This is a genomic window from Microbacterium sp. NPDC080005 (genome assembly GCF_040702445.1).
Classification (GTDB): domain Bacteria; phylum Actinomycetota; class Actinomycetes; order Actinomycetales; family Microbacteriaceae; genus Microbacterium; species Microbacterium oleivorans_D.
In genome coordinates this window covers 871,730-897,305 of sequence record NZ_JBFBLD010000002.1, presented here as the reverse complement: position 1 = coordinate 897,305, position 25,576 = coordinate 871,730, and the positions used below count along the sequence as shown (strand labels likewise).

The following is a 25,576-nucleotide window of genomic DNA, read 5'->3' as shown; positions in this document are numbered from 1 at the left end:
GTACGCTCGGGCGCATGTCCGAGCCCGTTCCCTTCTCCGCCGCCGTCCGCGCCCGTTCCGCCGGCGCCCACTCGTCGAGCGAGGGGGCCGACTTCATGTCGGACCTCATGCGAGGCGGGGGTTCCCGCGAGGACTACGTCGCCCTCGTCGCGCAGCACTGGTTCATCTACGAAGCGCTGGAGTCGGCGGCCGCCCGCATGAGCGGCGACCCCGTGGCATCCCGCTTCCTCAGCGACAAGCTGACCCGCCTGCCCGCGCTCGAGGCGGATCTCGAGTTCCTCATCGGCGAGGACTGGCGCGATCGCATCGCCCCGCTGCCGACCACCGCGCGCTACATCGCGCGCATCGCCGAGGTCGGCGCGACCTGGCCCGGCGGCTTCGTGGCGCACCACTACACGCGCTACCTCGGCGACCTGTCGGGGGGTCAGTTCATCGCGCGGGTGATGTCCCGCCGGTTCGGCTTCGAGACGAACGGGATCGGCTTCTACGTCTTCGACGACATCGCCGACCCCGCTGCCTTCAAGGACGTCTACCGCGAGCAGCTCGACGCGGTGCCGTGGGATGCCGCCGAGCGCGAGCGCGTGATCGACGAGGTCCTGCTCGCCTACCGCTTCAACACGGAGCTGTTCGTCGATCTCGCCGCCGCGAAGAAGGCGTCGGTCGCCTGATCCGACGGACGGATGCCGCCGCTCACCCCGCGTTCTGCGCCGCCCGGACGCCGGCCATGAACCGCCGGACGTCACGGTCGACGAGGATGTCGGCCGGGCGCAGCGGTCGCGACAGGTAGAGCCCCTCGAGCGAGGTCAGCCGCGACAGCGCGACATACGTCTGTCCGGGCGCGAAGGCGCCGTTGCCCAGGTCGACGATCGCCCGGTCGTACGTCTTGCCCTGCGACTTGTGGATGGTGACCGCCCACGCCAGACGCAGCGGGAACTGCGTGTACTCGGCGACGATCTCGCGGGTGAGCTTGCGGGTGCCGGGGTCGTAGGCGTACCGGAACTTCTCCCACACGGTCGGTTCGACGTCGTGCTCCTCGCCGTCGAGTTCGACGCGCACCGTGCCGCCGGCGATCCGCGTCACGGTGCCGATCGATCCATTCACCCACCGGGGGCCATCGCCACCGAACCCGCCGATGTCGTTGCGCAGGAACATCACCTGTGCGCCCACCTTCAGCTGCAGCTCCTGGTCGGCGGGGTACGCGTCTCCGCGTCCGAAGTCGCCGCTGATCTCGGCGCGAGCGGTCTGGGCGGGCCCCGGCAGCGCGTCGAGGTGCCGCTGATTGATGCGCGAGACGATGTCGTTGCGGGTCGCGAGGGTGATGATCGGCACCTCGCCGGCGGCAGGCTCCGGCGGCTTGCGGGCCCCGGCGGCATTGAGCGCACCCGCGATGTCGGCCGTCACGATCCCGTGGCGCACGGCGTTGAGCATCGTCTTGAACGCGTCGTCGGATTGACGGTGGATGTCGCGCAGTTCGGCGATGTGCAGCGGGGCGCCGACCCGGCCGAGGTCGAGCAGCCCGTCCGAGCGGATCGCCCCGGCATCCGCTCGGGGACCTGCCCACACCTGGGCGTCGAAGAACCAGAACGAGCGGTAGTGGTCCTGGATGTAGCGGAGTTCGTCGCCGCGGGGCGGCACCGGCGACAGCTGATACGGGTCGCCGAACATGACGACCTGCACGCCTCCGAAGGCCTCGGCGCGACGGCGACGGGCCTGGCGCAGCGACCGGTCGATCGCGTCCATCACGTCGGCATTGACCATCGACACCTCGTCGATGATGAGAGTGTCGATCGCGTTGAGGATCTTGCGGGTCGCGTCGGTCTGCTCGATCTCGCTGTCGGCGATGAGGCCGATCGGAAGTTTGAAGAGCGAGTGGATCGTCTGACCCTCGACGTTCAGTGCCGCGACGCCCGTCGGCGCGCAGACGGCGATCTGCTTGTCCGTGTTCCAGGCGAGGTGCTGCAGCAGGGTCGACTTGCCGGTGCCGGCGCGACCGGTGACGAACACGTGCTCGCGGGTGTCCTCGATGAGGCGGAAGAGCGCATCCTGTTCGGGAGACAGGGGCGGCGTGCTCACCGGAACAATGCTAGCTACCAGCCGGGCTTTCCTAGACTGAGCCTGTGGAACAGGCGGGGGATGACGCGGTGACGGACGCCGCCGCGCCCGCCCCCGCACCGGATGCCCCCGCAGCCACGACACGCACCGCCACCGTCGCCGGCGCCCGTCGACGCCGCAAGCTCGCGTTCGATCTGACCGTGCTGGGCGTGGTCGGCGTCCTTTTCCTCGGCGCCGTAGGCGCGACATCCGCCGTCCTCTACCGTCAGCTCTACAGTCCGACCGCATTCGTGCTCGACTACCTGCACCTGCTCGCCGACGGCCGCGCCACCGACGCCCTGCTCGTGCCCGGCGTCTCGGCGACGTCGAAGGACCTCGCCGCCGCGGGGCTCCCGGCCGACGCCAGCGCCGCACTCCTGCGCGGCAGCACGCTGACGCCGCTGTCCGAGGTCGAGCCGGTCTCGGAAGAAGCGGATGCCGACGGCACCGTCGCCGTCACCGTCACCTACCGAGCGGGTGGTCACGCCGGCGAGACGACGTTCGAGGTCGAGCGCGATGAGGACGAGGACGGCATCCTCCCCCGCTGGCGGTTCGCGCAGAGCCCTCTCGCCGTCATCGAACTCGGCGTGCGCGGGTCGATGCAGTTCGAGGTGAACGGCTTCGAGATCGACAAGCGTCAGGTCTCGCCGAGCGGAGAGGACACCGATCCGCTCGAGCCGATCCCGATGCTCGCCTTCTCACCCGGCCTGTACTCGATCACCGTCGACACCGCGGCGACGACGAGCCCGGGGGTCGCGGTGCTCTCCGACACCCCGCTCGCCGAGATCCCGGTCTCGTTCCAGGCGGAACCGACCGACGAGTTCGTCGGTGTCGTGCAGCGCGAGGTCGACGCGTTCCTCGCGGAGTGCGCGACGCAGAAGGTGCTGCAGCCGACGGGATGTCCGTTCGGCTACTACGTGCGCAACCGCATCGTCGAACCGCCCACCTGGTCGATGGAGGAGAATCCCGTCGTCACCCTCGAACCCGACGGTGCGGGCTGGGCCATCACCCGCACCCAGGCGGTCGCGAAGATCGACGTGCAGATCCAGTCGATCTTCGACGGCTCGATCTACGACGTCACCGAACTGGTCCCGTTCTTCCTGACGGGCAAGATCACGATCCTGCCCGACGGCACCGCCTCGATCGCGGTGTCGGCCGCGGACTGACCGGGCTCAGCGCGCCGCTTCGCGCCGGGAGTTCCGCTCGTCGCGCGCCGCGATCTCAGCGAGCTTGGCGTTGTAGGCCTCGAGCTCGGCGTCACCGCTGCGGTCGGCGTGGCGATCGCTGCTGCGCTGCCGCCGCTCATCGGACCGACTCCACTGCACGGCCACGACGATCGCGAGGATGAGGGTCGGGATCTCGCCGATCGACCAGGCGATGCCGCCGCCGGTGTACTGATCGGCGAGCGGATCGAGACCCCACGTGCGTCCCATCGAGCCGAACCATTCCGCGACGAACAGGCCCGACGACATCATGATCGAGATGCCGAAGAACGCGTGCATGGCCATGACACCGATGAGGGTCAGCAGCCGGCCGGGGTGGGGCAGCCGGTAGGGCACGGGATCGATGCCGACGAGCGAGAGCACGAACAGGTACCCCACCGTGAGGAAGTGGAGGACCATCCACTCGTGGCCGAGGTGGTCGTAGAGCGTCCACCGGAAGATGTCGGTGTAGTAGAACGCCCACAGCGACACGATGAACAGCGCCGCCGCCACGAGCGGATGCGTGATGATCTTCGCGTACGGGCTGTGCACGGCCCAGAGGATCCACTCCCGACCGCCGCGGGTGCCGTCGTCACGCCTGCGGATCGCGCGCGAGGCGAGCGTCACGGGGGCGCCGAAGACGAGGCACATCGGGATCGCCATCGACAGCAGCATGTGGCCCACCATGTGCATGCTGAACAGGTAGTCCTGGTAGGCGTTCACCGGGCCACAGGTCACGTACAGCAGGAGCAGCAGGCCCGTCACCCACAGGACGGTGCGACCGATCGGCCACTTGTCGCCGCGGGCCCGGAGGCGGCGAACACCCGCCAGGTAGAAGAAGAGGCCGAAGCCGACGGCGAAGGCCCATAGGAGGTCGACGTCCCACGTCGTGAGGAAGCGGAGCGGGGTGAGCTCGGGAGGCAGCGGCGAGCCGGTGAGCACCTCGGCAGGAGTCGCGTCGGTCGGGATCGTGGTGTCGACCGGCGGCGGGGTGAGCGAGAGCGCGACCGCGGCGCCCGAGGCGATGCCCATGAAGGCGACCTCGACGGCGACGAGGGTCCAGAACCGGGCGGCGACGGCGGTGTCGCGGATGCCGGCGATGAGCCGGCGTCGATAGATCGCACCGAGCACGCCGAGGGCGAGCAGAGCACCGACCTTGACCATGACGAGCGCGCCGTAGGGCGAGAAGACGTTGGCGGGGGTGACCAGGCCGATGAGGGCGCGAGCGACGCCGGAGAGGGTGACGACGACGAAGGCGGCGAGCGCGATGCTCGAGTAGCGCTGCAGCACGACGACGAGCTTCTCGCGCGACAGCATCGGGCGCAGCAGCACGATCAGCAACAGCCCGCCGAGCCAGGCGGCGGCCGCGACGATGTGGAGTGAGAGCGACGTCACAGCCGAGTTGTGGTTGGCCTCACTGCCGGTGTGGCCGGCGGTCGCCATGGGCACCATCGCCGCGATCGCCAGGATCGTGACGAGCAGCGTCGCGAGCCATCCGCGCACGGCGAAGGCGAGGACGGTCAGCGCCGCGGCCGCCACCGTGGTCATGAGCCACGCGCGGCCTGGGTCGGTGTCGACGAGGAAGCGGCCGAGCTGCTCGCCGAAGGCCGCGTCCGCGCTCGGCCGCGCCGGGATCACCTTGAGGAAGGTGAGGTAGGCGGTCGTGCCCGCCGAGACGGTGAGGATCGCGGCGCCTGCGGAGGCGGCATCCAGCGCCAGATCGAACTCCCTCGTGCCCGCTGCGAACGCGAACACCGCGAGCACCAGCGAGCCGACGAGGAGGGCCGCCGAGAGGTTGACGACCAGTTCCGCCACCGGAAGGCCCCAGCGCACAACGGGTCCCGGGTCGGCGATGACGAGCGGAGCGGCCCCGCCTCCGTAGGCGAGCCCCAGCAGGAGCGCCACCAGACCGGCGCCCGCAAGGATCGCCGGGCCGGCGAGGCGAAGAGCGCGGGGGTTCACCCGTCAAGCCTACGCGCGGGCGGGTGGGGGAACGCCGAAGGGGGATGCCTCGCGGCATCCCCCTTCGTTCGTCTGCAGCGTCTTACTTGACGGCAGCCTTGAGCTTCGAGCCGGCGCTGACCTTAACGCGCTTGCCGGCGGGGATGTTGATCTCGGCACCCGTCTGCGGGTTGCGGCCGGTGCGAGCCGAGGTCTCGACCTGCTCGAACGCGATCCAGCCCGGGATCGAGACCTTCTCGCCCTTGGCGACAGCCTCGGAGACGGACGAGAACAGGCCGTCGACGACGCGCGAGACGGTGGCCTGGCTCTCGCCGGTGGCGCTGGCGATGCTGGCGACGAGTTCGGTCTTGGTGATGGCCATGGTGCTCCTCCAGACGGCGGATCGCCGTCTTCAGTTACTCGGACCGACGGGATTCCGCCGGTTGGTCGTTGCGACCGGTCCCGAATATACCCACGAACCCCGGAATTCCGCGGATCTTCGGTCATCTCGGCCGTAATCGACCGGCGTGTCGCGTGTCAGGAGGGGTTTTTGAGGCTGATGTTGCCGATTCGGCGTGATTCCGCGGATTTCCGCGGAGGGGGTTGCATGTCGACGCCGTCGTGCGGACGGCATCCGTCATCGCATCCCGAGATCAGCCGCGCGCGAACTCATCCGCGGCATCGCAGGCGATCTGCGCGGACGCGGTTCCGCCGTGTCCCTCTTCCTCGAGGATGTGAAGTCTGCTGCCGGGCCACGCGCGGTGGAGCAGCCACGGCGTGATGGCGGGGCCGCTGACGTCGAGACGACCGTGGATGAGGACGCCCGGGATGCCGGCGAGCCGGTCCATCCGTTCGAGGATCGGGATGTCGAGGAAGCAGTCCTGGGACCAGTAATGAGTCGCCAGGGTGGCGAAGTTCTCCCGCATGCGCGGGTCGTCGTGCAGGGGGCCGGGTCCGGCCCAGGGCGAGAGGCCGATGTGCGCCACCTCCCAGTCGTCCCAGGCGTCGGCGGCGCGGGTGCGGACCGCCGGGTCGGGGTCGCGCAGCATCCGTGCGTAGGCGTCGACGACCCGCTCCCCGGGCGGGACGAGCTCACCCAGTCTCGCGCGGGCCTCGGGGAAGATGCGTCCGACGCCGTCGCTGATCCATTCGATCTCGTCGCGCGCACCCGCGGTGATGGCGAGCAGGATGATCTCGCTGACCCGCTCGGGATGGTGCTGCGCGTAGGCGAGGGCGAGGGTCGACCCCCACGAGACGCCGTAGATCAGCCAGCGATCGATCCCGAGGTGCTCGCGGAGTGCCTCGATGTCGGCGATCAGCGCGGGGGTGGTGTTGGTGTCGAGGTTCGCGAGGTCGTCGATGGCCCAGGGCGTGCTGGCGCCGCATCCGCGTTGATCGAGGCCGACGATGCGGTACCGCTCAGGGTCGAACACGCGACGGTAGCCGCCCTTGCCGAGGCTGCCCCCGGGACCGCCGTGCAGGTAGAGAGCTGCGCGTCCGGAGTCGGAGCCGGAGATCTCGTAGTGGAGGCGAGCGCCATCGGGTCGCTCGAGCATCGCGGAGGTGTGGGGCTCGATCGGCGGGTGCACGTCGGGCACGCTACCAGGCGGGTCAGATGCGGCGGAGAGCCGCGACGACGTCGTCCTCCCAGCGGCGGGCGGCGGGGAGGGCGCCGACGTACAGAGGGGTGTCGTGCGTCACGCCCAGGTAGCGCGTGGCGCTCGCGTCGACCCCGGCGTCGCGGAGCTTCGCCGCGTATGTCGCGCCGTCTCGGCGCAGCGGGTCGTACTCGGCGGTGAGGATGACGGCGGGCGGGAGTCCCGCGTGCGACGCCGCCCGCATGGGCGACGCGTACTGCTCGTGCGCCCGCGACCGGTCGCCGAGGTAGGTGCGGGCGACCGAGCGCAGTTCGCGCAGCGCGATGAGCGCCGGGATGCCGAGGGCGTACGTCGCGCGCAGGTCGATCCACCGGCCGGTCAGGTCGGTGACCGGCACCTCGAGGATCTGCAGCGTCGCCTGCCGCGTTCCGCGGTCGCGGTTGAGGAGGGTGAGGGATGCTGCGAGGCATCCCCCGGCCGACGCACCGTTCAGGCCGATGCGGTCCGGATCGAGGCCGAGCTGCTCCGCGTGCGTGTGGAGCCACGCCCACGCCGCGTGGACCTGCTCGATCTGCGTCGGGTAGCGGTGCTCGGGGGCGAGCGAGTACCCGACGGCGACGAGCACGACACCGGAGCGATCTGCCCGACGGCGACACGCGGCATCCGCCGTCGGATAGTCGATGCCGCCGATGCGGAACGCGCCGCCGCCGATGACGAGGCACGCGGGTGCGTTCCGGTCGGCGGTGGAAGGGCGGTAGACGCGGATGCGGACGTCCGGGTACCCCTCGACCGGCACGGTGTGCTCGGTCGTCTCCATGTCGGGGCCGGCGATCCCGGCCGTGCGCAGTTCCATGCGGTCCCAGTTCAGCGCCGCACGCCGGTGCCGTTCGCGCGGCGTGAGCGGCTTCTGCGCCGGCTTCGCCGCGCCGGATGCGGCCGATGCCGCGGGCTCGGCGCGGAACCGTGCGGTCAGGTCGGTCCACGCCTTCTTGGCGAGGTAGCGGCGGTGTGTGCGCAGCCGCTCGCGGAAGAACGGATCCAGCGGCATGGTGCTCCCCTCGACCGTTCGAGCGTAGCCCCGGAAACGACGAAGCCCCCGTCCGAGGACGGGGGCTTCATACGGATGCTGTCGCTTACCAGCTCGACTTGGTGACACCGGGCAGCTCGCCACGGTGCGCCATCTCGCGGAAGCGGACACGCGAGATGCCGAACTTCGACAGGTGGCCGCGGGGGCGTCCGTCGATGGCGTCGCGGTTGCGCAGGCGCACGGGCGACGCGTTGCGGGGGAGCTTCTGCAGGCCGACGCGGGCGGCCTCGCGGGCCTCGTCGGTCGCGTTCGGGTCGACGAGGGTCTTCTTCAGCTCGGCACGCTTCTCGGCGTAGCGAGCGACGACGACCTCACGCTGCTTGTTGCGCGCGATCTTGCTCTTCTTGGCCATGAGATCAGCGCTCCTCTCGGAATTCGACGTGCTTGCGGATCACCGGGTCGTACTTCTTGAGCACGATGCGGTCGGGGTTGTTGCGGCGGTTCTTGCGCGTCACGTAGGTGTACCCCGTGCCGGCGGTCGAACGCAGCTTGATGATCGGACGGACGTCCTGAGCCTTCTTCGCCATTAGAGCTTCACACCCTTCGCGAGGAGGTCCTTCACGACCGACTCGATGCCGCGGGCGTCGATGACCTTGATGCCCTTGGCCGAGACGTTCAGCGTGATCTTGCGACCAAGCGAAGGAACGAAATAGGTCTTCTTCTGCACGTTCGGGTCGAAGCGGCGCTTCGTCCGGCGGTGCGAGTGCGAGATGTTGTGACCGAAGCCGGGAACTGCTCCAGTCACCTGGCACACTGCTGCCATAGTGATGTCTCCTTAGTACCGTGAGGCCGGACGGCCTCACCCAAGATCCCTTGTCTGCACCCCACTCCCGGACACGGCTGTAGAGCCGTCTTCTGGAGGTGGGATGCGAACTGCGTGCTGGAGTGCGCGCAGACGAAGAGTCAGTCTAGCACGGCCGGGCGTGTCGCCTTGACTCAGGCGGATTCGGCCACCGCGACGACGGCCTCGGCGAACGTCACCTCGGGGTCGTCCATGAGCCGGGCGGTTACCGCGGCGTGTGCCCGCGTGTACGGACCGCCGGTCGCGAGCGCCCAGTCCACCTGCGGACGCGCGGGCTCCCCGATCGTCGCGAATGCCTCGCTGAGGCTCCGGCGGGTGTCGTCCTCGCCGCGGGCGAACTGCGTCGCCAGCACATCGGCCAGAGCGGATGCCTCGGCTGCCGGCACGTGCCGCGCCGCGGTCCGCCACGCGGTGCGCGCGACGGTGTCGTCGGCATCCGTCAGCAGTTCGGTCGTGACGGCGGGCCACACCCGCGGGCCGCCGATCTTCGACATCGTGTGCAGCGCCTGCGCGCGCACCTGCGCGCCGCGGGAGCCGAGCTCGCCGATCAGGCGGTCGAGCACCTCGTCGGCGTCGTGCCGGGTCAGGGCCCACGTGAGCATCTCGCGCACGAGGAACTGCGGCTCGGTGCGGCACTGCGCCACCAGGACCGGGATGTACTCCGACCGCGGGTGAGTCCCCGCCGTCATCGCGGCCTGCACGCGCGACGACGGATCGAGAGACGCGAGGGCGGCCTCGAGCCGGGCGGCGGCGTCGATCGGAGCGTCGGTCATGGGGGATCACCTCACGGGGTCGGGCGGGATGCGGCATCCCACCATCTCCCTAACGGCGAGGCGCGTGCGCGTGTTCCCTCGCCGGTCGGGCGACCGGGTCAGCGCGCGGCGCTCTCGCGCAGCACGACCGCCCCCGCCCACGCGGTCAGCGCCAGGACGAGCACGACGAACGTGAGGAACACCGGGACCAGCGGAACGACGAGCAGCGCCGCGCCCACCGCGAGCGGAGGGACGGTCATGCCCGCGAAGGCGAGCAGGAAGATGCCCGAGGTGATCTCGCTGCGCGTGCGCGGATCGGCGAGGGAGCCGGCGATCGCCAGTGCGCCGCGGAAGAGCAGGCCGACGCCGGCCCCGGCGACGACACCGCCGGCGACGAAGAGCACACCCGACCCGATGAGGTCGGCGGCGCCGAGCAGCATCAGTCCCGCGACCATGGCGCCGACGCCGATGCGCAGCTGATCGCGCATCGCGAAGCGTGCGAACACGACCTGCGCGAGCGCCGCCGCTCCGAAGACCGAGAACGTGACCGCACCGGCGACGAGACGATCGGTCTGCCCCAGGATGCGGGCGAGGAATGTCGGCGCGACAGAGCCGAACAGACCTGTCACCGCGAATGCGGCGAACGCGGCGATGCCCGCGGCCCAGTATGCGCGGCGGCCATCGGCCGGGATGCGCACCCGCTGCGGCCGGTAGCGGAATCGTTCGTCAGGCCGCTCGACCGTCTCGGGCACGAGCACATAGGCGAGCCCCAGACCGAGGAAGGCGATGAGGAAGACGACGTACGGCAGGACGAGCGGTGCCGGCGCGAACTCGGCGAAGGCGCCGCCGATGAGCGGCCCGACCGCGAGACCGCCCATGTTGGCGATGCCCGCCACCGTCGCCGCGAACGCGGTGCTGTCGGGTCGGTGCGCGCGGCGCAGGTCGGCGAGGTGGGCGGTTGCCGACGCCGTGAGGATGCCGATGCCGAGTCCGGCGACCAGGCGAGAGGCGATGATGCCCGCGGTGTCCTGCCACAGCACGAACATGACGGCCGCGACGATCTCGATCCCGGTGGCCGCGAGGATCAGCGGTCGGCGTCCGATGCGGTCGCTGAGGTGCCCGGCGAGGTACAGGGAGATCATCACGCCGACCGAGTACGCCGCGAACATCACGGTGATGAGGAAGGTCGGGAAGCCGTCGCGCTCTTGATACACCGCGTACAGCGGGGTCGGAACGGTGTTGAACGCCATCAGTGCGAAGAAGGTCGCGGCGGTGACCCAGAAGCCCGTCCGGTGCGACAGCCGGCGGGGTCGCTGCGCCGTGAGGGGCGGGGTCGCGAGGGAACGGATGTCGATCGTGCTGGTCATGCGTCGATGATGCGCCGCACCGTCGCATCGAGTCTAACGAATCTTCTCGAAGGTGATCATCGACGCGCTCTATGATCGCGGAATGGAGACCCGTCTGCTCGAGTACTTCGTGACCGTCGCCGACGAGCGGAGTGTGACCGCGGCATCCGCTCGGCTCTTCGCGGCGCAATCCACGGTGTCGGCGGGACTGCAGAGCCTCGAGCGCGACCTGGGCGTGCGGCTGCTCGACCGCACGACGAAGGCGGTGCAGCTGACGCCGGCCGGCGAGACGCTGCTGCCCCTCGCACGGACGGTGCTCGACGACCTCGCCGCCGTGCGCCTCGTGGCCGGCGAGTCCGGAACGGGGCTGCGCGGCCGCATCCGCATCGGGACGTTCGCGGGACTGCGGATCATCGACCTCCCGGGCCTGCTCGGCGACTTCCGCCGGTCGCATCCGCTCGTCGACATCCGGCTGAGCGTATCGCCGACAGGGTCGGTCGGTCTGCTCGACGACCTGCAGCGCGACCGGCTCGATCTCGCGCTGACGGCCGTCACTCCCCCGCCCGGGATGAGCGCCTGGGAGCTCGGCGCGTACCCGTACGTCGCCCTGCTGCCGCCGGATCACCAGCGCGCCGCAGACCGCGCAATCGCCCTTGCCGATCTGGCGGGCGACGACTGGGTCGATGTGCTTCCCGGGTACGGCAACCGCGTGCAGCTCGAGACCGAGCTCGCGCGCCGCGGCATCAGTAGGCGCGTCTCGGCCGAGCTCGGCGAACTGCCCGATGTGCCGCGCTACGTCGCGGCAGGCCTCGGTGTCGCCGTCGTCCCCGACGTCGTCGACACCGCGGGCTGCGTCACGGTGCCGCTGTCGGACCCCGTGCCGCCGTGGACCGTCTCGCTCACCGCGGGGCGCAGCGCGGCGCGGCGCCCGCATGTGCGCGCGCTGCTCGACGCCATCGTCGCGAAACAGTCGGCGTAGGTCGCCCCGTCAGCCGCCGGCGGCCTCCCGCGCGCCGCGTCCCCAGCGGAACGCCGACACGGTCGGGTCGCCCGGGATCCAGAAGCGCCAGGGGAAGGCGTCCGTCCCCGCGACACCCGCGACCCCGACCCGCGGTCCGGTCGCGATCTGGTCGAGCGGCTCGGCGCGCAGGAAGAGCCGCGCTCGTGCACCGGCCCGGTCCGCCCCCGTGACGGCGTCCATGCCGTCGTGCGCCGGATGCCGCAGTCCCACCGCATCGCCGAGCCGGCCGGGCCCGCGGGCGAGGTCCCGCGCGAGGCGCGCGGCGGGCCGGCGGACATGCGCGACGTCCGCACCCTCGACGACCTCGCCCGCGCGCAGCAGGATTCCGCCGGCGACACCCTCGGGTCCGCAGACGACGTTGACGCACGAGTGGATGCCGTGGCTCAGGTACACGTACAGATGACCGGGTTCGCCCCACATCGTCGCATTGCGGGCGGTCGGCCCCATTCGGGCATGCGAGCCGGGGTCGGCGAACGCGCCGGTCCCCCGGCCGTGGTACGCCTCGACCTCGGTGATCCGGACGGTCACGGCGCCGGTCGCCGTCGTCACCTGCAGCTCCCCGCCCAGCAGAGTCGGGGCCACCTCGGCCGGGAGGGCCTGCAACGCCTCGCGCGTCGCGGGGACGAGGCCGCTCACAGCGACGGCGCCTTGCGACACCACGACACGTCGAACCCGCGCAGCACCACGACCTGCGCGCCGTCGAGCGTGTAGATCCGGGTCTCGAGCGTCGTGGGCAGCGGCAGCGTGTACCCGTCGTAGGTGTTGTCGACGACGTCGGGCGCCACGACGAGGGCTGCGTACCGACCGCTCGGCGCCACGCAGGTCTGCAGCAGGCCGTCGGTCGGGGCGACCTCGGCCACCGGGGTGGCGGCACCGTCGGCATCCACTCGCGTGATCGTCGTCGCCAGCGGCGTCATCCCGTCGAAGGGGGTCAGGGCGCGCAGCGTGGAGCCGTCGGCGAGCGCGGTCACCGATCCGGTCTGCCCGAGCTTCGCGGAGGTCGGGGGGAGCGCCTTCTCGTCTGCCGTGGTCAGATCGACCACGGCAGGGCCGTCGACCCGCTCGATGTAGGCGGTCGTCCCGGCGATGTCGTCGATCCCGATCGCGTTCCCGAGCTCGACGGGAGCGCCGCCTGACGGTGAGACGAGGCTCAGCGCACCGTCGAAGGTGAGCATGAGGATGCTGTCGGTCCCGGGCACGAACCGCCAGTCCTCGACCCGGGGATCCGCGCCGGTCACCGCGATCTCGGCGGGCTTCGCGGTCGGGTCCGCCGTGGACCCGGTGAACAGGAGGCTCTCGCGTCCGCCGGATGCCGAGATGTCGGCATCCGTGAAGGTGTAGCCGATCGTGTTGCCGCGCTCCGCACTCTGCAGATTGGTCACGATCCCCGCCCCGGGCAGGGCGAGCTCCTGCGGGTGCGAGCCGTCTGCCCGGGTGACGATGAGGCGCGAGACCCCGTCCTCGAGCGTCGAGACGACGAGGTGACCCGCCGTCGCGCGGAAGTCCTCGATGTGGTCGGACGCGAACACCTCGGTCGCGTCGCCCGCGAGGTCGACGCGGTAGATCTTGTCGGCCGCCTCGCCCCGCTGCAGGACGAACGCGTTCAGCTTCGGCGTCGTGAACGACTCCTCGATCGTCGAGGTGGGCCCGCCGCCCACGCCTGCGAGCCCGTCGATCCGGATCGAATACGTGGTCTCGTCCCAGAGCGGATCGGTGAAGCGGAGGCCCACGCTGCGGCCCGAGGTGTCGACCGTGAACGCGGCGGCCGGGGTCACGGTGACCTGAGCGGCATCCACCTGCTGCAGCGACTGCGTGGTCTCGAAGATCAGGCGCGAACCCGCCGACGAGACCGCGGCCGCCGCGTCGGACTGCACCGAGGTGACCCGCGGTCCCTGCAGCGTGGTCACGACGCCCGCAGCCACCGCGACGACACCGAGCACCGCGACGACCGCCAGGACGCGCAGCGAGAACCCGCGGGCTAGGCGTCGACGGCGCTGGGCGCGGCGGCCGTCAGAACTCATACGGGTCCTCGGGCTCGTCGATCGGTTCGACGGATGCCGCATCCACCCGCAGCTGCCCGTCCACGTCGCGGATGGTGCCGGTGACGGTGACCCACTGGCCGTCGCTCGGGATCTCGCCCGTCGCGACCGGCAGGCTCGCCGGCTGAGCGTCGATGACGCAGTGCGTGATGATGAGGCGGGTCAGGTCGAAGCCGCCGTCGCCGGGCGCGGCGAAGCCGGTGAGCGAGATCTCCGTGCCGTCGAACACCTCCGGATCGGTCGCCGTGGCGAACACGCTCGCCCAGTCCCCGATGCCGAACGACGCGGTGTCGCCCGTGATCGCGAGCGCGACGGTGTCGGCGCCCTGGAACAGGGGCGCGGCGCCGGTGTCGCGCGAGGCGGCGAGCTCGGCGGAGAGGGTCGCCGGCGGGACGACGAGCATGGTGCCCGCGACGCCGAGCGCGAGCACGCCACCCGCGGTCGTCGCGACGGTGCCTGCGATCCGCCGCGGAGAGGGCGTCTCGTGGTCATGGTCGTGCGCCGACTCGTCGCCGTGGTCGTGACCGTGATCCTCGGCCGCACCGAGCGGCAGCAGGAAACTCAGGACGACACCGACGAGGGCGAGCACCGCCATCGACACGGCGAACCAGGACGACTCCGGGTTGATGTAGAGCGCGAGTCGACCGGTGACCGCGAGCGCGATGGTCAGAGCGGAGATGGATGCCACGGCGCCGACGCCCAGCATCCGGAACCAGATCGTGTCACGCAAGGAGGTTCACCACCCCTCCGATCGCGGCGGCCGCGAGGACGACGGCCGCCACGAGCACACCGAGCACGCGGGTGCGGAAGGTCGTGCGCAGGAGCGCCAGCATCTTCACGTCGACGAGCGGTCCCACCAGCAGGAACGCGACGATGGCACCCGGGGTGAAGGTCGAGGCGAACGACAGCGCGAAGAACGAGTCGACGTTCGAGCAGATCGACACGATCATCGCGAGCAGGATCATCGCGGCGATCGACAGTGCCGGGTTCGAGCCGATCGACAGCAGGACGTCGCGCGGAACGACGACCTGCACGGCCCCCGCGACCGCCGACCCGATGACGAGCGCGGGCATGACGGCGCGCAGCTCGACGACGAATTGTGCGAGGCTGCGTCGACCCCTGTCACCCGACGCGCCCTGCTCCGCGAGGCACGCGTCGCGGAAGCGATCGGTGACGAGGGCGTCCTGATCGGGATGCCGGCTGTACAGCCATCCGATCACGTTCGCGATGAGGTAGCCGCCGAGCAGCCGGGCAACGAGGATGCCGTCGTCGAACCCGAAGGCCTGGTGCGTCGTGATGATGACGATCGGGTTGACGATGGGGGCGGCGACGAGGAACGTCAGCGTCTCGGCCACCGAGAAGCCCCGCATCATGAGACCGCGGGCGAAGGGGACGTTGCCGCACTCGCAGACCGGGATCAGCATGCCCAGCAGCGACAGCACGGCCCGCCGGCCCCAGGGATTGCGCGGCATCCACCGCTCGATCACGCCCGGCGGGACCCACACCTGCACGACGATCGACAGGATGACGCCGAGCACGACGAACGGCAGCGACTCGATGAGCACGCTGAGCGCGAGGGTGAGGCCGTCCTGAGCCCGGGTCGGAAGCTCGGGTGACGGGCTCCAGAGGGCGACCCCGATCAGTGCGAGGACGGCGAGGAATCCGAGCCCCAGCCACAGCGCGCCGCGACCGGCCGACCCTGCACGGGAGGTCGACGTCGCACGCGGGGCCGCGGGGCGGGCCTCAGTCCGCACGGTCCTCGGATGCCGCCCGGCGCGCGCAGTCCGCGCAGGTGCCGAAGATGTCGACCACGTGCTCGGCGTCGGTGAACCCGTTCGCGGCGGCGATGCGCTTGGCCCAGGTCTCGACCTCGTCCGCCTGGATCTCGACCGCCTTGCCGCAGACCCGGCAGATGAGGTGGTGGTGGTGCCCGGTGCTGGCGCAGGCGCGATAGATCGCCTCGCCGTCGGGCGACTGCAGCTGGTCGGCCTCGCCGCTGGCGGCGAGTGTGGCGAGCGCGCGGTAGACGGTCGCCAGCCCGATGCCCGTGTTCTCGTCGCGCAGTGCGGCGTGCAGGTCCTGGGCGCTGACGAACCCCGGGGCGTCGGACAGCGCCGAGCGCACGCGCTCGCGCTGCCAGGTGTTGCGCTGGGCCATGGCCGGATTCTACGCCCGCGTCCTGGCGGCGGCCTGGGTGCCGCGGGCGGCATCGATCCGCTGGACTCGCCCCTGACGATCGCCGACGACGCGGCAGACGAGATAGATGAGGAACGAGATCGTCGTGATGTACGGGCTCACGGGAAGGGTACCCGCGACGGCGAGCAGGATGCCGCCGACAGCCGAGACCACACCGAAGAGGGCGGCGAGCAGCGGCACCGCGACGGGCCCATGCGCGATGCGAGAGGCTGCCGCCGCCGGCGTCACGAGGAGCGCGAGGACGAGGAGCGCACCGATGATGTGCACCGCGACCGCTACGGCGAGGCCGAGCAGCAGCATGAAGGCGAGGGAGATGAGGCCGGTCGGGACGCCGCGCGCGGCCGCGGACTGCGGGTCGAGCGAATCGAAGCGCAGCGGCCGCCAGATCATCAGCAGCGCGACGAGCACGACCGCCGAGATGACGATCAGCCAGGTCAGCTGATCGGACTGCACCGAGACGATCTGGCCGGTAAGCAGGCTGAAGCGGTTCGCGCTGCGACCGTCGTAGAGGGCGAGGAAGAGGATGCCGAGGCCCAGGCCGAACGGCATGAGCACCCCGATGATCGAGTTGCGGTCGCGCGCCCGCGCGCCGAGCCACCCGATGAGGGCGGCGGCGATCATCGAGCCGACGATCGACCCGGTGACCACGTCGGCCCCGATCAGCAGGGCTGCGGCGGCCCCCGCGAACGAGAGCTCGCTGATGCCGTGCACCGCGAAGGCCATGTCGCGCTGCAGGACGAAGACGCCGATCAGTCCGCCGACGAGGCCGAGCACCGCCCCCGCCCACACCGAGTTCTGGACGAGCGCGAGGATCTGTCCGTACACCGGCAGACCGCCGAACATGGCGTCCGAGATGTCGTCCCAGTTCATGCGTGGTCCTCGTGATGGTGGTGGGACGCCTCGGCGTCGGGCGCGCCGACGACGACCAGGCGGTCGCCGGCCCGCAGCACGACGACAGGCGCCCCGTAGAGGTCGGTGAGCACCGGCGACGTGAGGACGTCCTTCGGCTTCCCGAGCGTGAAGCGACCGTTCGCGATGTAGAGGATGCGGTCGACCTTGCCCAGCAGCGGGTTGATGTCGTGGGTGACGAGCAGGACGGCGGCGCCGCCGCGGCGGTGTCGATCGATGAGCCCGACGACGGCCTGCTGGTTGGCGAGGTCGAGACTCGTCAGGGGCTCGTCGCACAGCAGCAGTCGCGGGTCGTCGGCGAGCGCCTGCCCCACGCGCAGTCGCTGCTGCTCCCCGCCGGAGAGGATGCCGACGGGACGGTCGGCGAACTCGGTCGCCCCGACCTCGGCGAGGAGCTGATCCACCCGCTGCCGATCTCTGCGGCGCGGGATCGGCGGGCCGAAGCGATGGCCGTTGACGCCGAGGGCGACGAGATCGCGACCGCGCAGCGCCGTGTCGCGCGGAAGCGGACGGGTCTGCGGCAGGTAGCCGATCCCCCGGTTGCCGGCGCGGTGGACGCGTGTGCCGTCGACCTCGACGGTTCCCTCGCTGAGGTCCTCGAGCCCGAGGATCGCGCGAAGCAGAGTCGTCTTGCCCGAGCCGCTCGGTCCGAGTACGGCGATCAGCTCGCCGGGTTGGACGTCGAGGTCGAGGCCGCTCCAGAGCTCCCGCCCGCCGCGGCGGAGCGCGGCGCCCCGGATGCGGAGGGGGATGTCATGGGGCCGGGTCACCGAGTCAGGCTACCGGCCAGCTCGTCGATGTTCTGCTGCATCCACTCGACGTAGGTCAGCCCCTCGGGCAGCAGCTCGGTGAACTCCAGCACGGGGATGTCGTTCTTCGCCGCGAGGTTCTCGACCTCGGTGGTCTCGGCGCCGCCGGTCTGCGCGTTGACGATGACGGTGCGCACCTCGCCCGAGTCGAGGATGTCCGTGGCCTCGAGCATGGTCGCCGGCGGGACATCCTGCCCCTCTTCGACGGCCTCGCTGAAGGCCTCCGGAGTCGCGTTCTCGAGGCCGGCCGCTGCCGCGAGGTACAGCGGAACGGGCTCGGTCACGAACACCTTCTCACCCGCGTGGTCGGTCTTGATCGCCTCGAGGGAGCCTTCCAGACCGGCGATACCGTCGATGAGCGTCTTCGCGTTCGCCTCGAAGGTGTCGGCCTTCGCGGCATCCAGTTCACCCAGTTCATGGGCGATGTCCTCGACGACGTGCTCCATCGTGTGCAGGTCGTACCAGACGTGCTCGTTGAAGCCCTCGATGTGATCGTGACCCGCGTGGTCGTCGTCCTCGGCGTGGTCGTGCCCCTCTCCCTCGGCATGGTCATCCTCGGCGTGCGCCTCGTCGGAGTGACCCTCGTTGCCGGGGTAGTCGTGCGAGTACTCGACGGCGGTGATCACGGGCGCCTTCGTGCCGGTCGCCTCGATCAACCCGTCCAGGAACGCGTCGTACCCGCCGCCGTTCTCGATGACGAGGTCGGCCTGCGACACGGTGAGCTGATCGCGGGCCGAGGCCTCGTAGGAGTGCGGGTCCTGGGACAGCGAGTCGATGATCGAGGTCACTTCGACGTCGTCGCCGCCGACCGCCGCCGCGAGCGAGCCGTAGACGTTGGTGGATGCGACGACGGTGAGGCGGTCGCTCTCACCCGCCGCCGGTGCCGCCGACGTCGCGCACCCCGCGAGGACGAGGACCGATCCGGCGGAGAGGGCGAGCAGTGCGGGCACACGAGAGGTCATGTCCCGCAGTCTACGCGGTGTTGATAATCGTTCTCAAATCGTCGTCACTTGAGCGGGTCGTGACCCCAGTTCATGAGCGAGTAACGCCAGTCGGTGTCCTCGACATTTCCCTTCGGACGCTGCTTGGAGTGGCGGGCGATGTATCCGTGCACCTTCTTCATGTGCGCGTAGTCCGCGTCTGTGCGGTCGTCCTTCTTCTTCCGGAGGATCGTCACGATGCGCCGGCCCGAGGCGTGACCAGTCGACTCGCCACCGCCCGACTTCTGCCCCACGCTCTTCGACTCGTCGGTGTCGAGCCATTTCTCGATCTCCGCCGCGGTCATGTTCACGGCATCGTCGAAGTCCTTCTGGATCTGCTGCTGTTCGTCATCGCTCATGTCGGGAGTCTCCGCACCCCTTGGCGCATCAGCAAGGGCTTGCGCAAGAGGCGGATCCAGCCCTCACCGGGTGTTACTGTCATCGGACCCGGCGGCACCGCATCCGCCTACCCGTCACCGCCCCGGAGAGCTCGAGCATGACCGACCAGCTGACCTTCATCGTCTACGCGAGCCGTGCCGTCGAGCCGTTCGACCACGATCGCCTCGTCGAGCTGCTCACCGAGAGCCGCGCGAACAACGCGCGCGACGGCATCACGGGGATGCTGGTCTACCGTGACCTCGATTTCATCCAGATCCTCGAAGGACCGGATGCCTCCGTCCGCGCGCTCCTCGAACGCATCGGCCGCGATCCGCGCCACACCGACGTGCGTGTGCTGCTCGAGGAGCAGACGAGCGAGCGCAAGTACGCGGCGTGGTCGATGGGCTATGAGCCGACGGCGCCCGGCGACGGATCAGACGGCGCCGTCGACGCCCTCCAGGCTGCGGACGGCGACGCCTCGACCCGCGAGTCGGCGGACGCCCTCGGCGGCTGGTTCCACGGCAAGGCGACCCAAGCCGCGGACTGACCGGGCTCACTCACCGCGGGCGATCGACATGTTCGCCAGCCCGGACAGGTTGACGAGCACCTCCGTCTCCGTCTGCATGATGACCGCGAGGACCCCGTTGCACTCCTCGCAGCGGGCAACGGCGCCCATTTCGGTCACGTAGGCGTGGGCTCTCGCGAGGACGGCGCGATGTCGGCATCCCGCGCACTGTCCGAGTGCGTCGATGAACTCGGAACCGAGGGCGTCGGCGAAGGTGCCGGCGAGAGCGTTCCCGTCGAGGTGCGTCATCCGTTCCCTCCGAAGCGTTCGGTGCGTATGCGGACGGGGTCGTGGCCGAGCTGCGAGAGCCAGCCGGCGACCGCCTCGACGAACGGGGTCGGTCCGCAGACATAGATCCTCGGCGTCGCCGCTGCGGAGAAGATCGACGCGGAGAGGGCCTCCGCGGTCAGCCGCCCGGGAGGATGCGCCGCTGCGGCGGGCGCTCGACGCGTGTGCACGATGTCGACGCCCGTCCTGGTCAGTGCGGCGATCTCATCGGCGAAGAAGACGTCGTCGGGAGTCCGGACCGAGTAGAGCAGTCGGAAGTCCGGTCCCTGCGGGTCGAGTTCCCGTGCGGCGGCCATCGCGAACAGGGGGACCACACCGGAGCCGCCCGCGATGAGCTGCACCGGCGCGGGGTCCGGGTCGTCCGGGATCCAGACGAAATAGCGCCCCAGCGGCCCGTGCACCTCCAGCTCGTCGCCCTCGACGAGGTCGTGGACCAGGTAGGGCGAGACCTCGCCCGAGGGCACCTCGTCGACTGCGAGGACGACCCGGGTGCTCCGGCCCGACGACGCGATCGAGTAGGACCGCGACGCCTGATACCCGTCGGGTGCGGTCAGGCGGATGTCGAGATGGGAGCCCGCGTGGTTCCCCGGCCAGGTGGGGACCTCGATCTCGAGACGGACCGCGGAGGCGGTCTCGCGGCGGCGGGAGACCACGCGACCTACGTGCCATCCCGCGCGGAACCGCTCCGTCACCAGTAGCGTTCCTCGCGCCACGGATCGCCGCGCAGGTGGTAGCCGTTCTGCTCCCAGAACCCCGGTTCGTCGGTGGGCATCATCCGCATCTCGGCGACCCACTTCGCGCTCTTCCAGAAGTAGAGGTGCGGGACGAGCAGTCGCGCCGGACCGCCGTGCTCGGCGGTCAGGGGCTCGCCGTCCGCCTCCGTCGCGATCCACGCCTGTCCTTCGAGCAGATCGTCGAGGGGCACGTTGGTGGTGTACCCGTCGTGGGTGCGCACCATCACGAAGTCGTAGGAGGTCTCGACCTCCTCGAAGAGCCGATCCACCGAGACACCGCGCCACGGCATCCCGAGGCGTGACCAGTGGGTGACGCAGTGGATGTCGGTGACCACGTCCTCCACCCCCAGGTCGTGGAGGGTGCCCCAGTCCCAGCGATGCTGAGCACCCGTCTCGGTCGTGATCGTGAACGACCACTCGTCGGTAGGGATGTCGGGGGTGGGGCCGGCCGTGAGGACGGGCCAGTCGTCGACGAGCGTCTGACCCGGGGGGAGCCGGGGATCGCTCGTACCTCGCCGACCGCCGAACCCGCGATTGATGACCGCCATGGGAGATGCCTACCGCGTCCGCCGTGGTTCCGTCAACGACGGGGCGCGCCGCCGCGTCAGTCGAGCAGCAGCGCCGGCTCCTCGAGCACCGAGGCGACGTCGGCGATGAAGCGGCTGATGCCGTCGCCGTCGATGACGCGGTGGTCGAACGAGCCCGACACCGTCGTCACGAAGCGGGGGCGCACCTCGCCGTCGACGACCCACGGCTTCTGCCGGATCGTGCCCATGGCGATGATGCCGGACTCCCCCGGATTGATGATCGGGGTCCCGGCATCCATCCCGAAGACACCGATGTTCGTGATCGTGAACGTGCCGCCCTGCTGGTCGGCGGGCGTCGTCTTGCCGTCGCGTGCCGTGACAGTCAGCTTCTCGAGCGCCCTCGCGAGCCCGCGCATGTTGAGGTCCTGCGCGTCCTTGATGTTGGGGACGAGCAGACCGCGCGGCGTCGCCGCGGCGATGCCGAGATTGACGTAGTGACGCACGCGGATCTCGGCGCCGTTCTCGGTCTCGACCCACGCGGCGTTGATCATGGGCGTGCGGCGCAGCGCCCAGATGACGGCGCGCGAGAAGATCAGCAGCGGCGAGATCTTCACATCGGCGAAGTCGGGCGACGCCTTCAGCCGCTTGACGAGCTCCATCGTGCGGGTCGCATCGACGTCGGTCCACACCGACACGTGCGGCGCCGTGTACGCGCTCGAGGTCATCGCGTTGGCGGTCGCCTTGCGCACGCCCTTGACGGTGATCGCCTCTTCGCGGGCGTCCGACGGAGGGGCGGCCGGGGCGGGGACGGATGCCGCGGGTGCCGCGACGGGGATCGAGAGCTCGCGCTCCTCGGGCAGCTCCGGGGTCGCGATGTTGCGGAAGACGGAGGCCTGCTCGGCGTGACGGACGACGTCCTCGCGGGTCACCTCGCCGGCCGCGCCGCTGGGCGTCACATCCGACAGGTCGACGCCCAGATCGCGCGCGAGCTTGCGGATCGGGGGCTTCGCGACGACGCCGATCGCCGTCGTCACCGGCTTCTCGGCCGGCTTGCGTCGGCGGGATTTCACCTCGCCGCCCGTGCCGTAGCCGACGAGCACCGAACCGCCGGGCTCTTCGGCGGGCTTCTCGCCGTGCTCGGAGCGGCCGATGTCGGCATCCGGCTGTCCCTCGCCACCGGCGATCGTGATGATCGCGGCGCCGACCTCGACCGTCGTGCCCTCGGCGGCGAGGATGTCGCCCACCGTGCCGCTGAACGGCGACGGCAGTTCGACGAGGGACTTGGCGGTCTCGATCTCGACGAGGACGTCGTTCACGTCGACCGCGTCGCCCGGCGCGACGCGCCACTGCACGATCTCGGCCTCGGTGAGTCCTTCGCCGACGTCCGGCAGGTGGAAGGTCTGCGTGCTCATGTCATCTCCATCCCCGCGAGACTGCAGACGCGCGCCGAGACAGCGGGCTGACGCCGCAGTCTCGATGCACACGTGCAGTCTCGCGGACGTGTGGGGGTCGCGGGTAGGGGGGCATCGTCGGAGGGGTCAGTAGGCGAGGGCGCGGTCGACGGCCTCGAGGATGCGGTCGGCGTCGGGGAGGTACTGGCCCTCGAGCTTGGCGGGCGGGAAGGGCACGTCGAAGCCCGACACCCGGAGGACCGGGGCCTCGAGGGCGTAGAAGGCCTTCTCCATGACGGTCGCGGCCACCTCGGAGCCGACGGACACGTTGCCGGGCGCCTCCTGCGCGTAGACCATGCGGCCGGTTCGACGCACCGACTCGAGGATCGGCTCGTAGTCGATCGGCGAGAGCGAACGGACGTCGATGACCTCGCACGACGTGCCCTCGCCCTCGGCGAGGGCGGCCGCCTGCAGCAGCGTCGTCACCATCGCGCCGTGACCGACGAGGGTGATGTCGGTGCCGCGGCGGACGACGCGCGAGGCGTGGAGCGGGAGCGCCCGCTCCGCGACATCCACCTCGCCCTTCATCCAGTACTTCGCCTTCGGCTCGAGGAAGATGACCGGGTCGGGCGAGGCGATCGCGTCCTGGATCATCCAGTACGCGTCGTTCGGTGTCGACGGCGACACGACCCGCAGGCCGGGGGTGTGGGCGAAGTACGCCTCGGGGCTCTCCTGGTGGTGTTCGACCGCGCCGATGTGCCCGCCGTAGGGGATGCGGATGACGAGGGGGAAGTTCGCGTGGCCCTCGTGACGGTTCGTGAGCTTGGCGAGCTGGGTCGTGATCTGGTCGAAGGCGGGGAAGACGAAGCCGTCGAACTGGATCTCGATGACGGGACGGAACCCGGCCATCGCGAGGCCGATCGCGGTGCCGACGATCCCCGACTCGGCCAGCGGCGTGTCGAGCACGCGCTGCGGTCCGAACTCGGCGTGCAGACCTTCGGTGACGCGGAAGACGCCGCCGAGGGGGCCGATGTCCTCGCCCATGAGCAGTACGTGGTCGTCGGCGGTCATCGCGGCGCGCAGGCCCGCGTTGAGCGCCTTCGCGAAGGGCAGGGTCTGGATGTCGCTCACGCGTTCCCCTCCTCGAAGGATGCCTCGTACTCGGCGAGCCAGCGCTGCTGCTCCTGCACGAGCGGGTGGACCTCGCCGTAGACGTGGTCGAACATGACACCGGCGGGGATGTCGCCGAGCGCGTTGGTGCGCACGCGCACGTCGTCGGCATATGCGGCGGCAGCAGCATCCACCTCGTCGAAGAAGGATGCCGAGGCACCACGGTTCTGCAGGAACGCCCGCATGCGCGCGATCGGGTCGCGCCGCATCCACGACTGCTCCTCGTCGCTCGTGCGGTACTTCGTCGGGTCGTCGCTGGTCGTGTGAGCGCCCATCCGGTAGGTCAGCGCCTCGACGGCGCGCGGTCCGCCGCCGGCACGCGCCTCGTCGAGCGCGACCTTGCTGACCGCGTAGCTGGCGAGGACATCGTTGCCGTCGACACGGACGGCGGGGATGCCGTAGCCGTCGCCGCGGCGGGCGAGCGGCACCCGGGACTGGGTGGAGACGGGCACCGAGATCGCCCAGTGGTTGTTCTGCAGGAAGAAGACCTGCGGCGTCTGATAGCTCGCGGCGAAGACCATCGCCTCGTGCACATCGCCCTGGCTCGAGGCGCCGTCGCCGTAGTAGACGATGACCGCCTCGTCCTTCTCGGGGTCGCCGGTGCCCGTGCGGCCGTCGAAGACGAGACCCATGCCGAGGCCGGTCGCGTGCAAGGTCTGCGCGCCGAGGACGAGCGTGTAGATGTGCGTGTTCTGGTGCTCGGCCGGGTTCCATCCGCCGTGCGTGAGACCGCGCATCAGGCGGATGATGTCGATCGGGTCGACCCCGCGCGTCGTGACGACGACGTGCTCACGGTACGAGGGGAACACGTGGTCGTGGGCGCGGGTCGCTCGCACCGATCCGACCTGCGCGGCCTCCTGTCCGAGGGACGGCGGCCACAGCGCGAGCTGCCCCTGACGCTGCAGGTTGGTCGCCTGGCGGTCGAAGGCGCGCACCACGACCATGTCGCGGTAGAACGTCTCGAGCTCGGTGTCGGTGAGCTGATCGATCAGCGGCAGGTAGCGCTCAGCCGCGTCGGAAGGGGCGTACGAACCGTCGGCGGCGAGGACGCGGACGACGTCGGATGCTTCGGCCGGAGCCTCGAACGAGGGGGTCACCCTCCCACGCTAGACCCCGACGCATGAGCCGTTCTGCATGAGGTCGACAACGGATGCCGCGATTCGCCGTCCCTTCGGGACAAGCCCGCGGTCAGTCGGCGTGCTCGGGCGGCCACACCACGGCGAAGCGCTCGAAGACGATCTCGTCCTCCTCGGACCACTGCGTACCCCGAGCCGCGGCCACTCGGGTGAAGTACCTGCGATGCTCGCGCTGCCAGCTCTCCAGGGTGCGGTCGTCCTCGCCCTCGTCGAAGGCGAACGCCGCGTCGACGCTCGTGAAGGGGCCGACCCTCAGCTCGGTGCTGCGGATGATGATCCGCGGCGCGCCGGTGCCGTCACAGGCGATCCAGTGACCCCCGATCCGCGGCAGCTCATCGCCGCGGGTGGTGAACTCGGCGACGAGTTCGGCGGTCGCGCGTTTCGGACCGTTCAGCACGGCGTCGAGCAGCTGGTCGGCGAGCCGCGGGCTGTCACCGAAGTGCTCGACGGTGTACTCGGACCCCGCGGCAGCGGCTGCCGGATGGGCGGCGCGGTAGTCGGCCCACATCCCGTCCGCGGCGGCGCGATCGAGCGGTAAGGCGGCGGAGGAGAGGCTCTCGGACATCCGACGATCCTCCCAGCCCGTCGGCGATCGCGCGAGCCGACCGAGTGCA

The 25,576-nt window shown here is 70.5% G+C and carries 30 protein-coding genes; 4 read left to right on the top strand and 26 right to left on the bottom strand.

What is annotated here, in order from left to right; all coding sequences use genetic code 11:
- The first annotated feature begins 14 nt into the window (after positions 1-14).
- Positions 15-668: a biliverdin-producing heme oxygenase gene (locus AB0259_RS11170; protein ID WP_366221676.1), complete on the top strand. Its 654-nt coding sequence runs from the start codon at positions 15-17 to the stop codon at positions 666-668.
- A gap of 22 nt (positions 669-690) precedes the next feature.
- Here AB0259_RS11170 and AB0259_RS11165 read toward each other — a convergent pair whose 3' ends face one another.
- Positions 691-2,073 carry an AAA family ATPase gene (locus AB0259_RS11165; protein WP_251583488.1) on the bottom strand — a complete coding sequence of 461 codons (1,383 nt, stop codon included), beginning with the start codon at positions 2,071-2,073 and terminating at the stop codon, positions 691-693.
- Between the two features lie 44 nt (positions 2,074-2,117).
- Here AB0259_RS11165 and AB0259_RS11160 point away from each other — a divergent pair, with 44 nt between their 5' ends.
- Entirely contained in the window at positions 2,118-3,257 is a 1,140-nt protein-coding gene (locus tag AB0259_RS11160; protein ID WP_366221678.1) for a hypothetical protein, read from the top strand.
- Between the two features lie 6 nt (positions 3,258-3,263).
- Here AB0259_RS11160 and AB0259_RS11155 read toward each other — a convergent pair whose 3' ends face one another.
- The 9 genes from AB0259_RS11155 to AB0259_RS11115 all read right to left on the bottom strand — a co-directional run bounded on the left by AB0259_RS11155 (position 3,264) and on the right by AB0259_RS11115 (position 10,840).
- Positions 3,264-5,255 carry a cytochrome c oxidase assembly protein gene (locus tag AB0259_RS11155; protein WP_366221679.1) on the bottom strand — a complete coding sequence of 664 codons (1,992 nt, stop codon included), beginning with the start codon at positions 5,253-5,255 and terminating at the stop codon, positions 3,264-3,266.
- Between the two features lie 82 nt (positions 5,256-5,337).
- Positions 5,338-5,616 carry an HU family DNA-binding protein gene (locus AB0259_RS11150; RefSeq protein WP_064002669.1) on the bottom strand — a complete coding sequence of 93 codons (279 nt, stop codon included), beginning with the start codon at positions 5,614-5,616 and terminating at the stop codon, positions 5,338-5,340.
- Positions 5,617-5,887: 271 nt separating this feature from the next.
- Positions 5,888-6,823, bottom strand: a complete 936-nt coding sequence (locus AB0259_RS11145; protein ID WP_366221680.1) for an alpha/beta fold hydrolase — start codon at positions 6,821-6,823, stop codon at positions 5,888-5,890.
- 22 nt (positions 6,824-6,845) lie between these two features.
- Positions 6,846-7,880: an alpha/beta hydrolase gene (locus AB0259_RS11140; RefSeq protein ID WP_366221681.1), complete on the bottom strand. Its 1,035-nt coding sequence runs from the start codon at positions 7,878-7,880 to the stop codon at positions 6,846-6,848.
- An 85-nt stretch (positions 7,881-7,965) separates the two neighbouring features.
- The gene (gene rpsN, locus AB0259_RS11135) at positions 7,966-8,271 is read right to left on the bottom strand and encodes a 30S ribosomal protein S14 (RefSeq protein ID WP_064002676.1); all 306 of its coding nucleotides are present in this window, start codon (positions 8,269-8,271) and stop codon (positions 7,966-7,968) included.
- Positions 8,272-8,275: 4 nt separating this feature from the next.
- Positions 8,276-8,446, bottom strand: coding sequence for a 50S ribosomal protein L33 (gene rpmG, locus AB0259_RS11130; protein ID WP_005051772.1), 171 nt, complete (start codon positions 8,444-8,446; stop codon positions 8,276-8,278).
- The gene (gene rpmB / locus AB0259_RS11125; protein ID WP_018187658.1) at positions 8,446-8,682 is read right to left on the bottom strand and encodes a 50S ribosomal protein L28; all 237 of its coding nucleotides are present in this window, start codon (positions 8,680-8,682) and stop codon (positions 8,446-8,448) included. The genes rpmG and rpmB overlap by 1 nt, the downstream gene beginning before the upstream one ends.
- Positions 8,683-8,855: 173 nt before the next feature.
- Positions 8,856-9,494 (bottom strand): HEAT repeat domain-containing protein, encoded by a 639-nt coding sequence (locus AB0259_RS11120; RefSeq protein WP_251583498.1) that lies wholly within the window; start codon positions 9,492-9,494, stop codon positions 8,856-8,858.
- 98 nt (positions 9,495-9,592) lie between these two features.
- Positions 9,593-10,840: an MFS transporter gene (locus AB0259_RS11115; protein ID WP_366221682.1), complete on the bottom strand. Its 1,248-nt coding sequence runs from the start codon at positions 10,838-10,840 to the stop codon at positions 9,593-9,595.
- Between the two features lie 82 nt (positions 10,841-10,922).
- On the opposite strand from AB0259_RS11115, the gene AB0259_RS11110 reads away from it, so the two are divergent.
- Entirely contained in the window at positions 10,923-11,798 is an 876-nt protein-coding gene (locus AB0259_RS11110; protein WP_251583502.1) for a LysR family transcriptional regulator, read from the top strand.
- Positions 11,799-11,807: 9 nt separating this feature from the next.
- On the opposite strand, the gene AB0259_RS11105 is transcribed toward AB0259_RS11110, so the two are convergent.
- The 9 genes from AB0259_RS11105 to AB0259_RS11065 are packed head-to-tail and all read right to left on the bottom strand — an operon-like array spanning position 11,808 to position 19,132.
- On the bottom strand, positions 11,808-12,476 hold the full coding sequence (locus AB0259_RS11105; protein WP_366221683.1) for a DNA-3-methyladenine glycosylase: 669 nt from the start codon (positions 12,474-12,476) through the stop codon (positions 11,808-11,810).
- Complete coding sequence (locus AB0259_RS11100) at positions 12,473-13,861, bottom strand: hypothetical protein (protein WP_366221684.1); 1,389 nt, start codon at positions 13,859-13,861, stop codon at positions 12,473-12,475. The genes AB0259_RS11105 and AB0259_RS11100 overlap by 4 nt, the downstream gene beginning before the upstream one ends.
- Positions 13,851-14,597 (bottom strand): TIGR03943 family protein, encoded by a 747-nt coding sequence (locus tag AB0259_RS11095; RefSeq protein WP_366222700.1) that lies wholly within the window; start codon positions 14,595-14,597, stop codon positions 13,851-13,853. Before AB0259_RS11095 ends, AB0259_RS11100 begins: the two co-directional genes overlap by 11 nt.
- A gap of 4 nt (positions 14,598-14,601) precedes the next feature.
- A complete protein-coding gene (locus tag AB0259_RS11090; protein ID WP_366221687.1) occupies positions 14,602-15,633 on the bottom strand; it encodes a permease in 1,032 nt (343 codons plus the stop codon).
- Positions 15,623-16,036 carry a transcriptional repressor gene (locus tag AB0259_RS11085; protein WP_366221689.1) on the bottom strand — a complete coding sequence of 138 codons (414 nt, stop codon included), beginning with the start codon at positions 16,034-16,036 and terminating at the stop codon, positions 15,623-15,625. The genes AB0259_RS11090 and AB0259_RS11085 overlap by 11 nt, the downstream gene beginning before the upstream one ends.
- A gap of 9 nt (positions 16,037-16,045) precedes the next feature.
- The gene (locus AB0259_RS11080) at positions 16,046-16,945 is read right to left on the bottom strand and encodes a metal ABC transporter permease (protein WP_251583511.1); all 900 of its coding nucleotides are present in this window, start codon (positions 16,943-16,945) and stop codon (positions 16,046-16,048) included.
- Positions 16,942-17,754, bottom strand: a complete 813-nt coding sequence (locus tag AB0259_RS11075) for a metal ABC transporter ATP-binding protein (protein WP_366221690.1) — start codon at positions 17,752-17,754, stop codon at positions 16,942-16,944. Before AB0259_RS11075 ends, AB0259_RS11080 begins: the two co-directional genes overlap by 4 nt.
- Positions 17,751-18,755 (bottom strand): zinc ABC transporter substrate-binding protein, encoded by a 1,005-nt coding sequence (locus AB0259_RS11070; RefSeq protein ID WP_366221692.1) that lies wholly within the window; start codon positions 18,753-18,755, stop codon positions 17,751-17,753. The genes AB0259_RS11075 and AB0259_RS11070 overlap by 4 nt, the downstream gene beginning before the upstream one ends.
- 44 nt (positions 18,756-18,799) lie before the next feature.
- The gene (locus AB0259_RS11065; RefSeq protein WP_366221693.1) at positions 18,800-19,132 is read right to left on the bottom strand and encodes a DUF3140 domain-containing protein; all 333 of its coding nucleotides are present in this window, start codon (positions 19,130-19,132) and stop codon (positions 18,800-18,802) included.
- Positions 19,133-19,269: 137 nt separating this feature from the next.
- On the opposite strand from AB0259_RS11065, the gene AB0259_RS11060 reads away from it, so the two are divergent.
- Positions 19,270-19,698 (top strand): BLUF domain-containing protein, encoded by a 429-nt coding sequence (locus AB0259_RS11060; RefSeq protein WP_366221694.1) that lies wholly within the window; start codon positions 19,270-19,272, stop codon positions 19,696-19,698.
- Positions 19,699-19,704: 6 nt separating this feature from the next.
- Here AB0259_RS11060 and AB0259_RS11055 read toward each other — a convergent pair whose 3' ends face one another.
- The 7 genes from AB0259_RS11055 to AB0259_RS11025 all read right to left on the bottom strand — a co-directional run bounded on the left by AB0259_RS11055 (position 19,705) and on the right by AB0259_RS11025 (position 25,527).
- On the bottom strand, positions 19,705-19,965 hold the full coding sequence (locus AB0259_RS11055; RefSeq protein ID WP_366221696.1) for a DUF6510 family protein: 261 nt from the start codon (positions 19,963-19,965) through the stop codon (positions 19,705-19,707).
- Positions 19,962-20,696 carry an FAD-binding oxidoreductase gene (locus AB0259_RS11050; RefSeq protein ID WP_251583525.1) on the bottom strand — a complete coding sequence of 245 codons (735 nt, stop codon included), beginning with the start codon at positions 20,694-20,696 and terminating at the stop codon, positions 19,962-19,964. Before AB0259_RS11050 ends, AB0259_RS11055 begins: the two co-directional genes overlap by 4 nt.
- On the bottom strand, positions 20,693-21,286 hold the full coding sequence (locus tag AB0259_RS11045) for a molybdopterin-dependent oxidoreductase (protein ID WP_251583526.1): 594 nt from the start codon (positions 21,284-21,286) through the stop codon (positions 20,693-20,695). Before AB0259_RS11045 ends, AB0259_RS11050 begins: the two co-directional genes overlap by 4 nt.
- 56 nt (positions 21,287-21,342) lie before the next feature.
- Entirely contained in the window at positions 21,343-22,677 is a 1,335-nt protein-coding gene (locus AB0259_RS11040; protein ID WP_366221698.1) for a dihydrolipoamide acetyltransferase family protein, read from the bottom strand.
- Between the two features lie 126 nt (positions 22,678-22,803).
- Positions 22,804-23,787 (bottom strand): alpha-ketoacid dehydrogenase subunit beta, encoded by a 984-nt coding sequence (locus tag AB0259_RS11035; RefSeq protein WP_308222225.1) that lies wholly within the window; start codon positions 23,785-23,787, stop codon positions 22,804-22,806.
- Complete coding sequence (locus AB0259_RS11030; protein ID WP_251577078.1) at positions 23,784-24,923, bottom strand: thiamine pyrophosphate-dependent dehydrogenase E1 component subunit alpha; 1,140 nt, start codon at positions 24,921-24,923, stop codon at positions 23,784-23,786. Before AB0259_RS11030 ends, AB0259_RS11035 begins: the two co-directional genes overlap by 4 nt.
- A gap of 91 nt (positions 24,924-25,014) precedes the next feature.
- Positions 25,015-25,527: an ASCH domain-containing protein gene (locus AB0259_RS11025; protein ID WP_366221699.1), complete on the bottom strand. Its 513-nt coding sequence runs from the start codon at positions 25,525-25,527 to the stop codon at positions 25,015-25,017.
- Positions 25,528-25,576 lie beyond the last annotated feature (49 nt).

Excerpts from the sequence above, each read along its gene's own strand:
- AB0259_RS11170 (WP_366221676.1), top strand. The coding sequence starts at position 15 with ATGTCCGAGCCCGTTCCCTTCTCCGCCGCCGTCCGCGCCCGTTCCGCC.
- AB0259_RS11150 (WP_064002669.1), bottom strand. The coding sequence starts at position 5,616 with ATGGCCATCACCAAGACCGAACTCGTCGCCAGCATCGCCAGCGCCACC.
- AB0259_RS11140 (WP_366221681.1), bottom strand. The coding sequence starts at position 7,880 with ATGCCGCTGGATCCGTTCTTCCGCGAGCGGCTGCGCACACACCGCCGC.
- rpsN (WP_064002676.1), bottom strand. The coding sequence starts at position 8,271 with ATGGCCAAGAAGAGCAAGATCGCGCGCAACAAGCAGCGTGAGGTCGTC.
- rpmG (WP_005051772.1), bottom strand. The coding sequence starts at position 8,446 with ATGGCGAAGAAGGCTCAGGACGTCCGTCCGATCATCAAGCTGCGTTCG.
- rpmB (WP_018187658.1), bottom strand. The coding sequence starts at position 8,682 with ATGGCAGCAGTGTGCCAGGTGACTGGAGCAGTTCCCGGCTTCGGTCAC.
- AB0259_RS11120 (WP_251583498.1), bottom strand. The coding sequence starts at position 9,494 with ATGACCGACGCTCCGATCGACGCCGCCGCCCGGCTCGAGGCCGCCCTC.
- AB0259_RS11115 (WP_366221682.1), bottom strand. The coding sequence starts at position 10,840 with ATGACCAGCACGATCGACATCCGTTCCCTCGCGACCCCGCCCCTCACG.
- AB0259_RS11110 (WP_251583502.1), top strand. The coding sequence starts at position 10,923 with ATGGAGACCCGTCTGCTCGAGTACTTCGTGACCGTCGCCGACGAGCGG.
- AB0259_RS11100 (WP_366221684.1), bottom strand. The coding sequence starts at position 13,861 with ATGAGTTCTGACGGCCGCCGCGCCCAGCGCCGTCGACGCCTAGCCCGC.
- AB0259_RS11085 (WP_366221689.1), bottom strand. The coding sequence starts at position 16,036 with ATGGCCCAGCGCAACACCTGGCAGCGCGAGCGCGTGCGCTCGGCGCTG.
- AB0259_RS11080 (WP_251583511.1), bottom strand. The coding sequence starts at position 16,945 with ATGAACTGGGACGACATCTCGGACGCCATGTTCGGCGGTCTGCCGGTG.
- AB0259_RS11070 (WP_366221692.1), bottom strand. The coding sequence starts at position 18,755 with ATGACCTCTCGTGTGCCCGCACTGCTCGCCCTCTCCGCCGGATCGGTC.
- AB0259_RS11065 (WP_366221693.1), bottom strand. The coding sequence starts at position 19,132 with ATGAGCGATGACGAACAGCAGCAGATCCAGAAGGACTTCGACGATGCC.
- AB0259_RS11060 (WP_366221694.1), top strand. The coding sequence starts at position 19,270 with ATGACCGACCAGCTGACCTTCATCGTCTACGCGAGCCGTGCCGTCGAG.
- AB0259_RS11055 (WP_366221696.1), bottom strand. The coding sequence starts at position 19,965 with ATGACGCACCTCGACGGGAACGCTCTCGCCGGCACCTTCGCCGACGCC.
- AB0259_RS11045 (WP_251583526.1), bottom strand. The coding sequence starts at position 21,286 with ATGGCGGTCATCAATCGCGGGTTCGGCGGTCGGCGAGGTACGAGCGAT.
- AB0259_RS11040 (WP_366221698.1), bottom strand. The coding sequence starts at position 22,677 with ATGAGCACGCAGACCTTCCACCTGCCGGACGTCGGCGAAGGACTCACC.
- AB0259_RS11025 (WP_366221699.1), bottom strand. The coding sequence starts at position 25,527 with ATGTCCGAGAGCCTCTCCTCCGCCGCCTTACCGCTCGATCGCGCCGCC.